12 protein-coding genes and 6 tRNA genes are annotated in these 12409 nt (G+C 36.3%); 15 read left to right on the top strand and 3 right to left on the bottom strand.

The genetic code is table 11. The annotated features are described in order from the left end of the window. Positions 1-10 precede the first annotated feature (10 nt). The 9 genes from B494_RS0111775 (at position 11) to B494_RS0111735 (ending at position 4445) form a co-directional block, all read left to right on the top strand. Positions 11-85 (top strand) — tRNA-Asn (locus B494_RS0111775). A gap of 6 nt (positions 86-91) precedes the next feature. Continuing rightward, a tRNA-Met gene (locus B494_RS0111770) sits at positions 92-171 on the top strand. Positions 172-199: 28 nt separating this feature from the next. Further along, a tRNA-His gene (locus B494_RS0111765) sits at positions 200-275 on the top strand. A 4-nt stretch (positions 276-279) separates the two neighbouring features. Next, positions 280-356: transfer RNA gene (locus B494_RS0111760), tRNA-Ile, on the top strand. Positions 357-369: 13 nt separating this feature from the next. After that, positions 370-462: transfer RNA gene (locus B494_RS0111755), tRNA-Ser, on the top strand. A gap of 17 nt (positions 463-479) precedes the next feature. Then, a tRNA-Phe gene (locus B494_RS0111750) sits at positions 480-552 on the top strand. A 113-nt stretch (positions 553-665) separates the two neighbouring features. After that, positions 666-1226 (top strand): TraR/DksA C4-type zinc finger protein, encoded by a 561-nt coding sequence (locus B494_RS19295; protein WP_017472585.1) that lies wholly within the window; start codon positions 666-668, stop codon positions 1224-1226. A gap of 298 nt (positions 1227-1524) precedes the next feature. Then, on the top strand, positions 1525-2136 hold the full coding sequence (locus B494_RS0111740; protein ID WP_017472584.1) for a superoxide dismutase: 612 nt from the start codon (positions 1525-1527) through the stop codon (positions 2134-2136). 188 nt (positions 2137-2324) lie between these two features. Continuing rightward, positions 2325-4445 (top strand): peptidoglycan D,D-transpeptidase FtsI family protein, encoded by a 2121-nt coding sequence (locus tag B494_RS0111735; RefSeq protein WP_017472583.1) that lies wholly within the window; start codon positions 2325-2327, stop codon positions 4443-4445. An 88-nt stretch (positions 4446-4533) separates the two neighbouring features. Here B494_RS0111735 and B494_RS0111730 read toward each other — a convergent pair whose 3' ends face one another. Next, the gene (locus B494_RS0111730; RefSeq protein ID WP_017472582.1) at positions 4534-5016 is read right to left on the bottom strand and encodes a hypothetical protein; all 483 of its coding nucleotides are present in this window, start codon (positions 5014-5016) and stop codon (positions 4534-4536) included. 11 nt (positions 5017-5027) lie between these two features. Beyond that, the gene (locus B494_RS0111725; protein WP_017472581.1) at positions 5028-5381 is read right to left on the bottom strand and encodes a hypothetical protein; all 354 of its coding nucleotides are present in this window, start codon (positions 5379-5381) and stop codon (positions 5028-5030) included. Between the two features lie 176 nt (positions 5382-5557). On the opposite strand from B494_RS0111725, the gene rpmG reads away from it, so the two are divergent. Continuing rightward, on the top strand, positions 5558-5707 hold the full coding sequence (gene rpmG / locus B494_RS0111720; RefSeq protein ID WP_017472580.1) for a 50S ribosomal protein L33: 150 nt from the start codon (positions 5558-5560) through the stop codon (positions 5705-5707). 97 nt (positions 5708-5804) lie between these two features. Next, positions 5805-6356, top strand: coding sequence for a 5-formyltetrahydrofolate cyclo-ligase (locus B494_RS0111715; protein ID WP_017472579.1), 552 nt, complete (start codon positions 5805-5807; stop codon positions 6354-6356). Here the strand turns inward: B494_RS0111715 and B494_RS0111710 are convergent. Beyond that, a complete protein-coding gene (locus B494_RS0111710; protein ID WP_017472578.1) occupies positions 6353-7201 on the bottom strand; it encodes a hypothetical protein in 849 nt (282 codons plus the stop codon). The genes B494_RS0111715 and B494_RS0111710 overlap by 4 nt on opposite strands. A 105-nt stretch (positions 7202-7306) precedes the next feature. Between B494_RS0111710 and B494_RS0111705 the strand changes: the two genes are divergently transcribed. The 4 genes from B494_RS0111705 to B494_RS0111690 all read left to right on the top strand — a co-directional run bounded on the left by B494_RS0111705 (position 7307) and on the right by B494_RS0111690 (position 12313). Next, a complete protein-coding gene (locus B494_RS0111705) occupies positions 7307-8764 on the top strand; it encodes a spore germination protein (protein ID WP_017472577.1) in 1458 nt (485 codons plus the stop codon). 321 nt (positions 8765-9085) lie between these two features. Beyond that, entirely contained in the window at positions 9086-9271 is a 186-nt protein-coding gene (locus B494_RS0111700) for a YqgQ family protein (protein WP_017472576.1), read from the top strand. Between the two features lie 21 nt (positions 9272-9292). Beyond that, complete coding sequence (locus B494_RS0111695) at positions 9293-10252, top strand: ROK family glucokinase (protein ID WP_017472575.1); 960 nt, start codon at positions 9293-9295, stop codon at positions 10250-10252. Between the two features lie 168 nt (positions 10253-10420). Beyond that, complete coding sequence (locus tag B494_RS0111690) at positions 10421-12313, top strand: LTA synthase family protein (protein WP_017472574.1); 1893 nt, start codon at positions 10421-10423, stop codon at positions 12311-12313. The last annotated feature ends 96 nt before the right edge of the window (positions 12314-12409 follow it).

Genomic DNA, 12409 nt, shown 5'->3' with positions numbered 1-12409 from the left:
ATTACATTATTCCACAGTAGCTCAGTGGTAGAGCAATCGGCTGTTAACCGATCGGTCGTAGGTTCGAATCCTACCTGTGGAGCCATTTTGTGGCGGCCCCGTAGCTCAGCTGGCGAGAGCGTACGGTTCATACCCGTGAGGTCGTGGGTTCGACTCCCTCCGCCGCTACCATATTTTTATTTTTGCAATCGTATTGATGGCGGTTGTGGTGAAGTGGTTAACACATCGGATTGTGGTTCCGACATTCGTGGGTTCGATCCCCATCAGCCGCCCCATCAAGGACCCTTAGCTCAGTTGGTTAGAGCTATCGGCTCATAACCGATCGGTCGCAGGTTCGAATCCTGCAGGGTCCACCATCATTTTTTATACGGAGGAATACCCAAGTCCGGCTGAAGGGATCGGTCTTGAAAACCGACAGGGGCTTCACGGCCCGCGGGGGTTCGAATCCCTCTTCCTCCGCCATTATTTACATACAATAAGGCTCGGTAGCTCAGTCGGTAGAGCAACGGACTGAAAATCCGTGTGTCGGCGGTTCGATTCCGTCCCGAGCCACTTTTAAAGACAAGTCATTTTTAATGGCTTGTTTTTAATTTTGGTTAAAAAGTGTTTAAGCTGTCGATTATAAGGAAAGATATAAGTAATAAAGCAGAAGAGGGGACTGTAACATGCTAGATCAGACAGTTTTAGTGGACATAAAGCGAGAATTAATAAATCGAAAAAAGGAATTACTGAATAAAAATGTTCAAAGTCACAATAGAATAGGGGAGGAGGAGTATTCAACTGAGTTATCTAATTATGATAATCATCCCGGAGATTCAGGCTCTGAATTGTATGAGAAAGAAAAGGATATCGCATTAAATCAGTATGAACAAAAAGAACTAAAAGCGATCAACGAAACGCTCGTAAAAATGAAGTCAGAAACATACGGGCAATGTGAGAAATGTGGAGAGCCGATTGATCAAGATCGACTACAAGCTATCCCAACCACAAGGTTTTGTTTAGATCATGCCAATCACGAAACGGCATCATATCCAGAGGGAGAGCAGTCCATGGGTAGATTAGAAATGGATGATGCAGATGCTTGGCATACTTTGGAGCGTTATGGCACATCAGAAACTCCATCTGACTTTTCTAGTGACCAAAATAGCTATAATCAGTTAACGGATGAACAGGATTCAAATGATATTAACCAAATCGATAGATATTCAAATGAAGACAAAATTTGAAAAAGCGAAACTCCAATCAGTAGGGACGTTTCTTGCGTTGTGTTTATTACGACATTAGCGTCCGATAAGGCTCGTCTAAATAGATGATCTCTGCTTTCATTTTGAAGCGTACTTTTAGGGGCGGTCATATCTGATAAAATTAGTCGTTTAACAAGTTGTTTTTTGGTGAATATAATAACTAGGCCCTACTGAGCAAAAAATTTGCTAGTTAAGGTTTATTTTGCTAAAGTAAAAGTTGCAAAGAAAGTGAACATTTTGTGAACTTTCAAATGGAAAATTTCTAAAGGAGGCATTATTCATGGGAAAATTTGAATTACCAGAGTTACCTTACGCTTATGATGCATTGGAGCCGCATATCGATAAGGAGACAATGAATATTCACCATACGAAGCACCATAACACATACGTAACAAAGTTAAATGGGGCATTAGAAGGATATAGTGAGCTTCAAACATTAACTGTAGAAGAGTTACTAGAAGATTTAAGTAAACTTCCAGCAGATATTAGAACAGCTGTTAGAAATAACGGTGGTGGTCATGCCAACCACAGTCTATTTTGGACATTATTGTCGCCAAATGGTGGTGGTAACCCATCAGGTGAACTTGCTGATGCCATTACAGCTAAATTTGGTGACTTCGAGTCATTTAAAGATGAATTTGCAGCGGCAGCAGCGGGACGTTTCGGATCTGGTTGGGCTTGGTTAGTAGTTAACAATGGTGAACTCGAAATTATCAGTACACCAAATCAAGATACACCAATTAGTGAGGGTAAAACACCAATTTTAGGATTAGATGTCTGGGAGCATGCTTATTATCTAAAATATCAAAACAAACGTCCAGATTATATTTCAGCATTTTGGAACGTAGTAGATTGGAACAAAGTTGCTGAACTGTATACTAAAGCTAAATAAATAAAAACATACACAAGTACCCTATAGAGACGGCATTTTAAAAATGCTATCTATAGGGTACTTTTATGAATAAGTCTAAAAAATGGTCTGACTTTTCTTTATTACAGATCAATTTAAAAATGAAAAAAGCATTAAAACATGCTATAATTACTTATTGTGGTACTTTGTACGAAAAGAGGGGGGAGCCGATGGCCAAACAAAATAAAAAACGTGCGCAATTACCTTTACGTTTAAATGTACTATTTCTATTTGTCTTTTTATTGTTTTCGCTACTTATTTTACAATTAGGAATTGTTCAAATCATAAATGGAGAGGAAGCGAGAGAGCGCGTTAATCAAACTGAAAATACACGAGCCTCAATTTCTGTGCCTCGTGGTTTAATGTACGATCGTTATGGTCAATTAATTTTAGATAATGAGCCAGAACGTTCAATCACATATACACCACCTAAAAATGGCGATTCGGCAAAAGCGCGCTTAAAAATAGCTGAAGATTTAGCTGAATTGATGGTGATGTCAGATGACTTTAAAGAACTTGAAGCGATGGTTCGCGATCGTGATAAACAAGAGTATTGGTATTTATTAAATACAGAAGATGCTAATGATCTTTTAACAGAGGAAGATTTGGAATTAGATACAAGTGAACAGTATCAACAAATATTAGATTATATTGAAGAAGCTAAAACATATGATGAATATGATTGGTCAGATCCTGATTTGTTGAATGTTGTAGCAATAAAAAAAGAGCTGGATCAAGCATATGAATTATCACCACATACGATAAAAAACGAAGATGTCACTGAAGAAGAGTATGCCTTAATATCAGAAAATTTAACACGATTGCCTGGTATAGATGCTAAAATTGACTGGAATCGTGTCAGTATGTATGATGGCACATTCGCCAGCTTTATTGGTGGAATCACTTCATCAAATGAGGGTATTCCTAGAGAAAATCAAGATTATTATTTAACATTAGGTTATAGCCGTAATGATCGTGTTGGAACAAGTGGATTAGAGCAACAATATGAGAGTCTTTTACGAGGTCAGAAAGAAATTATTGAGTATACTACAGATAATAGGGGTAATATTGTTGGCACAGATACCGTTATAGAAGGTAAGAGTGGGAATGACTTAATGCTTACGGTCGATATTGAGTTACAACAAGCCCTAGATCAAATTGTCCAAAAAGAACTTAAAGATTATATTAATCAAAACCCAGGTGAGAACAAATATATGGAAGACGCACTAGTCGCTGTGCTCGACCCACAAACGGGTGATGTACTTGCGATGTCTGGTGCTCACTATGATCGTGAAGAAAACGAGTATGTCGATCAAGCTTATCGTGTTATTTATGATGCTCATATACCAGGTTCTTCAATAAAAGGGGCAACCGTATTAACAGGCTATCAAACTGGAGTTATATCCCCAGGGACAGTTATTTACGATCGGCCAATACGTATTGCGGGAACTTCTGTGAAACAATCTTGGAAGCAACTTTACGATGTTGATGATCTTAGAGCAATTGAACAATCATCAAACGTTTATATGTTTGAAATAGCAATGCGTATTTCTGGTGCAACATATCGTGAAAACGAGCCTTTACGTGGTTTTAACCCAGAAGGGTTTCAAATTATGCGAAATCATTTTAATCAGTTTGGTTTAGGTGTTGAAACAGGGATTGATCTACCGTTTGAGGCGACAGGTGTAACTGGCTCAACGACTGGAAATGGTGGTTTATTACTTGACTTTGCGATTGGGCAATATGACACATATACCACTTTGCAGTTAGCGCAATATGTGTCAACGATTGCTAACGATGGTTATCGAGTCAGCCCACGGCTTGTCAAAGAAATAAGACAGTCCAATGGTAATAAAGAAACGTTAGGCTCTATTGTTGAAAGCAATAGCCCGACGGTATTAAATCGAATTGACATGGATGATAATTATATCGAACGTGTTCAACAAGGTTTTCGACGTGTAGCAACCAGTGGAACTGGAAGTAGTCACTGGGCAAATAGTGAATACGATGTCGCGATAAAAACGGGAACAGCTCAAAATTACTTTTATGATAATGGGATACAGCAAAAAACAAACAACTTAACTTTAGTTGGTTATGCGCCATATGATGAACCAGAAGTTGCTTTTGCGATCATCGTTCCACGTACTGGAACTGGTAATGACCACAATGGTATTCACCATAATATCGGTAATCAATTGATTAACACTTATTTTGAATTGAAGGAACAACGTGATCAAGAAGGTATTGATGAAAGTATTATTGATGAAATGGCAAGTCAAGATCAAGAATAATAAAAAAGCAGCTATGCACGATTCTAGTGCATGGCTGCTTCTTTAAATGATATACTTTTTACAGATGCGTCAAAATAGTCACAGTGGTTTAGTTCCTTTGTGAAGCAATCGTCTCAACGACTTCTTCAAGTGTCATATCTCTACTAAGTTCAAATTGTCCAACTTGAATATTGTTCCCATAACCATGCTCGGATAGATAATCGGTAAATTCACTCCGACTATCAATAAGACTAGCTACAATGAGGTAATCAGCAACCTGAGATATGGTCATGCCTGACTCGATCGTTAATATAAAGTGATTGCTCTCATCGTTTGCATTTGTATCTTCATTTGTTTCATTATCTTCTTCATCTTCTTCGACCTGATCATCTTCGGATGCAATGTCTTCTTGAAGGTTAGGTTCTGACTCAGCAATATAATATCCCGCTGTTTCTAAGGCATTGATCATCTCTTGCTCTGACATATCCGTTTCAATAACCTCGGGTTCTTCGTCTTCTAGATAATATTGATAACCAATAACGAGTGTAGCCGTTAGTAAACCAAGCGCAAATGTCCGTAACGTATGTTTCATAATAACCCCTCTTATCCCATGTTTGAATATTGACTGATGACAGATTCAATATCATATTCACTAAGGTTTGTTTTTTCACTGATTTCTGCCGCACTATAGCCTTGTTTATACAATGTTTCTACTTGTTTTACTAAGTTGGATTTATTAGAAGCCTGTTTATTAAAATCAGTTATATTAATTTCACTAGGTAATAATTCTTCTTCTAAAATTTTAATTTTTTTCTTTATTTGATAATTGTCTTGCAAATTAGACAATGAAAGTTGTTCAATTTGATGTTCAAGCTTTTTAAATTTATCCTGTGCAAAGAAAGAAATAATAAATAAGCTAACAGCTACAATAAGTAGTCCTATAATCGTATAAATCATCATATGCCTCCATTCTTTTCTACTATATAGTTATAACACATTTTTCACTTTTGGAAAACGATAAGTTAAATTGCGTAAACTGATACTTGAAAATTAAACTAATCTTTGATACTATAAACAAGTCTGAAAATGATTAATAATGATAACTGATAGTTGATAAGTTTGGAGGGATAATCATGCGTGTAAATATCACACTTGCGTGTACTGAAACAGGCGATCGTAATTACATTACGACAAAAAATAAACGTACTAATCCAGAGCGTATTGAAATGAAGAAATATAGCCCGCGTTTGAAAAAGCATACGCTTCACCGTGAAACAAAATAATTTTAAAAAAACTCTTATCTTTTTATAGATAGGAGTTTTTTTCGCGCTTTTCCTTGGACAAACTTCAACTAGAGATGGAATGCTAGGAGGTAAAATGATGAAGCAATCAAAACAGTTTTTAAGAGCTAAGTACTTAGATAAGCTGAAAAAAATGTCTGAACATGATAGAAAGAAAATAAATCAGAAGCTACAAAAATCGTTGTTTCAATGTGAAAAATGGCTTCATGCTAAAATAATTGGGATTACTATTTCTCAAACGCATGAATGGGAGACATGGCCAATCATTGAGCAGGCATGGTTAGAAGGTAAAAAAGTAGCAGCTCCTAAATGTGATCCCTCGACAAAACAGTTGTCATTTCGTCTGATTAACAGTAGACAGGATTTAGCTGTGCAACACTACCGGTTAATGGAACCTATTTGTGATCAAACCACTCCTGTTCTCCCGAATGATTTGGATTTACTAGTCGTTCCTGGACTTGTATATGATCGATCACACTATCGAATTGGTTACGGGGGTGGTTATTATGATCGTTTCTTGGCTAACTTTGATCATACTTCTATTAGTTTAGTTTGGTCTGGCCAAATGGTGGATGTACTCCCGCGTGATACATTCGATCAACCTGTATCTCATATGATAATAGCACCTTAATGAATCTGTTGAACGAGTTGTTGCATATCTCCGTTTACATCTTGGAACAACACAAAAAGGTATTCACCATTTTTATCAAGCAAGATTAAGGGAACAAAACTCTCTTCAATTTTTTGAGCTACTTTAAATGGTATAATGTAATGCTTATATAAACCTTCCCATAGTTGGGCAGTCACTCGTTTGGTTAATTCTAGTGTCAATTGTGGTAGCGGTTCATATTGATAGGCTGTCCAATCAAGTAAAGATATTTCATAATATTTGCTACGATCAATGTTAAAATGATCAATCAAACTTGTCCAATGGAAATCAAGCTGCTGTGCAGTTGTGTGGTTTAACGTGCTCGCCCAATGTTGCTCTTGATCGGATTCCGGGTTTTTAAAAGCATAAGCCTTAGCAAAAGGATCATCGATGACATAGATATGATCACTTGATAATTGGTGATTACTATTGATCTGGTCTGTATTTGAGTGAATTTCACTGTAATGGTAACTTATTGATTGAAAATATTGATTATCATGTGTTTCAACACTGGCAGTTTGTCTAATATCGGTTGCTTCTTGAATCCATTTAGATTGAATACCTTTAAGCTGTCCATTTTGAAATAGTAAGCTAGCATCATGCCTTAAAAAACTGGGCTCAGCGATCTGGGAGGTTGATTCCCAAATCAATAAAGGTTGATCTATGCCATTTTGAGAGAGTGTTAGTGCTGTCTTTGTCTCTTCAAAAGTAGCTTGTTGATCAATCGGGAAATATTTCATCGTTATATTTGTTGGTGATAAAAGCTGGTGAAAAAAAAACATGCTCACAACAATAATGATTAATATGTATAACATTTTTTTATTCATTATGGTTCCACCTCGTTATCATTAAACATAATACTACTGCTGTTTATATACCTATGTATGAAGTTTTAACTTTAGTATAGGCTAATGAATAGAGGTAGGTGAAAGATGATTGTGAGAAGGAATAAATCAACTACATATACGAATCAAATAAAATATTTAACAGAGGAGTTAGCTGTTGACAAGAGTTTTGATTTGGTAAAGCTAGAATTAAACTATGCTAATCGTGACATGTGCTTATTCTTAGTAGATGGTTTTGTTAAAGATGAAGTGTTAATGTTTTTAATGCACTTTCTGTCTGAGTTAACAGAAGGTGAATTAGAAGTGAATGGACTAACTAAACTGATGAAACACCATATTCCATATGCAGAAATTGAAAAAGAAAGCGATCTTGATGTGGTTATTGATCAGATTTTATCTGGGCCAGTAGCTTTAATCGTAGAGGGCTTTCAATCTGCTATTTTAATTGATACCCGTACTTATCCGGCTAGAGGTCCAGAAGAACCCGACCTTGAAAGGGTAGTCAGAGGTTCAAGAGATGGCTATGTAGAAACGATTGTTTTTAATACAGCGCTAACAAGAAGGCGTATTCGAGATCGCTCACTTCGAATGGTTTACTTGCAAATTGGGAAACGATCGAAATCAGATGTGTGTATCTGTTATTTAAGTGATATTGCCGATACAGGGAAAGTAAAGCTTATTGAACAACATCTTAAAGAAATTGACGTAGATGGCTTGCCAATGGCAGAGAAGACAATTGAGGAGTATTTGGCAGGACAATTTTGGAATCCATATCCGACCATTCGTTACACAGAAAGACCGGATACAGCTGCCGCACATTTATATGAAGGACATATTATTCTTATTGTGGATGGTTCTCCAAGTGTAATGATCTTACCAGCTACTTTTTGGCATCATTTAGAACACGCTGAGGAGTATCGGCAAAAACCTTCTATTGGTGCCTATTTAAGAGGGGTGCGATTTATAGCAGTGTTAGCTGCATTGTTTTTATTACCTCTTTATTATTTATTATCTATTGACCCATCATTAGTTCCTCAGCAACTTGATTTTATTGGGCCAAATGATTATGGGGCGGTTCCGCTTATTGGCCAGTTTATCATTGCGGAGGTAGGTATTGATGTTTTAAGAATGGCTGCTATTCACACACCATCAGCTTTAGCTACCGCATTAGGTTTAGTAGCGGCGATTATGATTGGAGAAGTAGCGGTAGAAGTCGGCTTGTTTTCAAGTGAAGTGGTGTTATATATTGCCATTGCTGCAATGGGTACATTTTGTACGCCAAGTTACGAGATGTCATTAGCCAATCGAATAACGAGATTATTTTTACTGGTTACAACAGCAATATTTGGAGCCTCTGGTTATGTCATTGGCGTGACGTTATGGCTATTACTTCTTACACAGATGAAAACCTTTAAAACGGGGTATTTATGGCCGTTCATACCATTTTCATTGAGACCTTTATTAAATGTATGGGTTCGATTACCTATTCCATTAAAAAAATATCGGCCATCTTTTCTTGATCCACAAGATATTGACCAGTCCTAATATATTAAAGAATTAACAAAAGTAACAGGAGATATGAAATCAAATCTTTGCTGATCTATTTATCTCAGATAAGCGGTCGTAAAATGTCCGCCTCAAATAGAGTGTAGAGCTAATGTATTAGGTGGGAGCTAACGGACGCTAAGGTCCTGATCCTAAAAACGAACCTCCAAGCCGTGGAAAAGAACGCATCCCACGGCTTGGAGGTTCGTTTTATTTCGTAAAGCAATGTTTACATGATTAAAATTTAGTTATGAAAACGTTGAAAATAATTTACAATTCGTATATAGTTAAAGCAATTGCTTTATTAGGTTAGGGGTTAACATGGAATCTTATCGTGATGTTAAGCGCTTTTTACTTAAATTCGGTATCATTATCTACATCGGAAATAGACGCGCAGAAATTGAACTTAGTTTAATAGAGCTTCGAGCTTTAAGAGACGAGAGTGCTATTAGTGCATCTGATTATTTAAAGGTTAGTAGAATTTTAATCAACGAATTAGAAAATTAACTGTTAATAGGGGTGGTTCTAATGAGCAAATATTTAATTGGTGTAGATATTGGTGGGACAACAGTAAAGATTGGCATTATTAGTGTCGTAGGAGAGATCATAACTAAATGGGAAATTGTTACAAATAAAGGGGCGAATGCAGACAAAATTCCAAACGATATTTGGGATGCGATTACGGACAAGCTAGCGATACACCAAATAGATAAGCAGCAAATACTAGGGATTGGTGTTGGTGCTCCTGGTTTTGTTGTGGCGGATAGTGGTGATATTGCTGAGGCTGTTAATTTAGGTTGGCGTGACTTCCCTTTAGGGCGAATTTTAACGGATTTATCAGGATTGCCTGTTTATGTGGATAATGACGCTAATATAGCTGCTCTTGGTGAGAATTGGTTGGGTTCAGGCCAGTTGGCTGATCACCTAATTGCAATTACATTAGGAACAGGTGTTGGTGGTGGGATCATCGTAGATGGTAAAATTGTCAGCGGAGTGAATGGAACTGCAGGTGAGATCGGTCATATGACAATAGAAAAGAATGGTGCTCCATGTAATTGTGGTCGGCGAGGTTGTTTAGAAACAATTGCTTCAGCAACAGGCATTGCAAGGATTGCAACAGCAAAAGTTAAAAAAACTAAGCATTCAGCTTTGACAAATATTTTAAAAGAGAATAAAATATTAACTGCTAAAAATGTTTTTGACGCAGCGGCACAAGATGACCCATGTGCAAGCGAAGTAATTACTGAAATTGTTGATGTGCTCGCATTTGCTATTGCCAATGTTGCTACAGTTATAAACCCGTCAAAAATCGTTATCGGTGGTGGAGTGTCAAAAGCAGGTGATCAACTGTTAGTTCCATTGGAAAAGGCATATCGGAACTATGCATTACCGCGCATTAATGAAGGCAGTACATTTGCAATAGCTACATTAGGTAACGATGCTGGCATAATTGGTGGGGCTTTTTTAGTGAAACAACATCAATCATAAAACATATAATATAAATCAACTTGTTAAAAATGTAACTATTATTTAAAACTTTACGTCTAATGGATTAATAGGTTTTATAAAAACAAGTTGTACTATTAATATATTTAGATCAAATCTTTAACTAAATATACAGTAAGTTTGGTTTAAGGTTTAAGGGAGGACGAAATGATGTTCTTAAAGAACAAACATATAAATTTATATGTGGTGGCTAGTTTACTATTTGGAGCCAAAACATACATGATTTATCGCTTTTTCTTCAATATTGATTTGGAGAATGTAATGCAAGAATTTATTATCTTTATTAACCCATTTGTGACTGCATTTTTGTTTTACTCACTAAGTGTGTGGATGAAGGAAAAGAATCAATTACGTTATATACGCTATATGACTTTAATAGGGACTTTAATTCTATATTTTAATATATTATTTTATCGAAGTTTCGGTGACTTTGTAACGATTCCTATTCTTTTTCAAGGGAGTAATGCCGCTGATTTAGGCTCTAGTGTACTAGCCTTAGCGGAAATGATTGATTTTCTAGTATTTATTGATCTTGCATTAATTTGGTATTTAACAACACGTAAAGCTCTTGATTTAACAGTGCAATTTCCTAAAAAGAAGAAGCTGTTAATACTTAGTATGTCAATCGCTTTTTTACTTGGAAACTACATTTTGGCTGAAATTGAAAGACCACAGTTATTACAGCGAGGATTTGATCGTGAGTACCTAGTGAAGAATATTGGCTTGTTCAACTTTCATATTTATGATGTTGTACAACAATCTCGCTCACAGGCGCAACGTGTGTTTGCAGATGGCAATGAACTTTCTGACATTTTAACACATGTTGATAACTACACAACTGATAATGAAATAACTGATATGTTTGGCATTGCAGAAGATAAAAATGTTATCTTTATTACGTTAGAGTCTCTACAAACATTTGTAATTAACAACACCCTTCATGGGGAAGAGGTTACGCCGTTTTTAAATAGTTTAATTGATGAGAGTTATTATTTTGAAAATTTCTATCATCAAACGGAACAAGGAAAAACAGCAGACTCTGAATTTATTATGGAGAATTCATTGTATCCTTTACCTAGTGGCGCTGCTTATTTTACGCACAGTAACAATGCGTATAATTCCACACCACAAATACTAGCGGAAAACGGTTATAAATCAGCTGTTTTTCATGCGAACAACGGAAGTTTCTGGAATAGAAATAGTATGTACGATAATTTAGGAATTGATCAATTTTATGATATCGATGCCTATGAAGTTAATGATGAAAATAGTGTAGGTTGGGGATTAAAAGACAAGGAATTTTTTGAACAATCAATGAAGTATTTAACGTCATTACCAGAGCCTTATTATGCTCGCTTTATCACCTTAACAAACCATCATCCATTTGATTTGGATGAAGAAGATGCAACGATTGATCAATTTGATTCAAACTCTCGTACATTGAATCAGTATTTCCAAACGGCAAGATATATGGATGAATCAATTGAAGAATTTTTTGATCACCTAAAGGAATCTGGAGTATATGATGATTCTATTATTGTAATGATGGGGGACCACTATGGAATTAGTGATTTCCATAATCGTGCGATGGCAACTTATTTAGACCAAGATGAGATTAATGGATATGATCACGTTCAATTACAACGTGTTCCGTTTTACATTCACATCCCTGGTCAAGAAGGAGAAGTTATTTCTGATATTGCTGGGCAAGTCGATGTTAAACCTACATTAATGCATTTATTAGGTGTTGATGATTCTACTGATATTAGTTTTGGTACGAATTTGTTTGGGCCAAAGCGGAAAGAATTTGTCGCACTACGAGATGGTAGCTTCATAACAGACGATTATGTATACACAAGTGGTGTGTGTTATGATCGAGAAACAGGTGAGGAATTAGGTGTTGAAATGACGAGTCGTGTCAATAGTGAAGATACAGAAGGAACGGCTTGTACACCACTGATTGAAGAAGTTGAACAAGAAATGTCTTATTCGGATAAAATTATTTATGGTGATTTATTCCGATTCCATGATTTTTCTAATTAATAACAAATTAATAACAAAGAGCTCCTTGATTAACAAGGAGCTCTTTGTTATAAGCTAACGAGTATAAACAAGGCTCTATACTGAATGTGGTGGTGT

It is taken from the genome of Amphibacillus jilinensis Y1 (genome assembly GCF_000306965.1).
GTDB classification, from domain to species: domain Bacteria; phylum Bacillota; class Bacilli; order Bacillales; family Amphibacillaceae; genus Amphibacillus_C; species Amphibacillus_C jilinensis.
The sequence above is the reverse complement of the archived record's forward strand: the minus strand, read 5'-3'. Positions and strand labels throughout refer to the sequence as shown.

Coding starts and splice junctions, on each gene's coding strand:
- B494_RS19295 (WP_017472585.1), top strand. CDS start 666: ATGCTAGATCAGACAGTTTTAGTGGACATAAAGCGAGAATTAATAAAT.
- B494_RS0111740 (WP_017472584.1), top strand. CDS start 1,525: ATGGGAAAATTTGAATTACCAGAGTTACCTTACGCTTATGATGCATTG.
- B494_RS0111735 (WP_017472583.1), top strand. CDS start 2,325: ATGGCCAAACAAAATAAAAAACGTGCGCAATTACCTTTACGTTTAAAT.
- B494_RS0111730 (WP_017472582.1), bottom strand. CDS start 5,016: ATGAAACATACGTTACGGACATTTGCGCTTGGTTTACTAACGGCTACA.
- B494_RS0111725 (WP_017472581.1), bottom strand. CDS start 5,381: ATGATTTATACGATTATAGGACTACTTATTGTAGCTGTTAGCTTATTT.
- rpmG (WP_017472580.1), top strand. CDS start 5,558: ATGCGTGTAAATATCACACTTGCGTGTACTGAAACAGGCGATCGTAAT.
- B494_RS0111715 (WP_017472579.1), top strand. CDS start 5,805: ATGAAGCAATCAAAACAGTTTTTAAGAGCTAAGTACTTAGATAAGCTG.
- B494_RS0111710 (WP_017472578.1), bottom strand. CDS start 7,201: ATGAATAAAAAAATGTTATACATATTAATCATTATTGTTGTGAGCATG.
- B494_RS0111705 (WP_017472577.1), top strand. CDS start 7,307: ATGATTGTGAGAAGGAATAAATCAACTACATATACGAATCAAATAAAA.
- B494_RS0111700 (WP_017472576.1), top strand. CDS start 9,086: ATGGAATCTTATCGTGATGTTAAGCGCTTTTTACTTAAATTCGGTATC.
- B494_RS0111695 (WP_017472575.1), top strand. CDS start 9,293: ATGAGCAAATATTTAATTGGTGTAGATATTGGTGGGACAACAGTAAAG.
- B494_RS0111690 (WP_017472574.1), top strand. CDS start 10,421: ATGTTCTTAAAGAACAAACATATAAATTTATATGTGGTGGCTAGTTTA.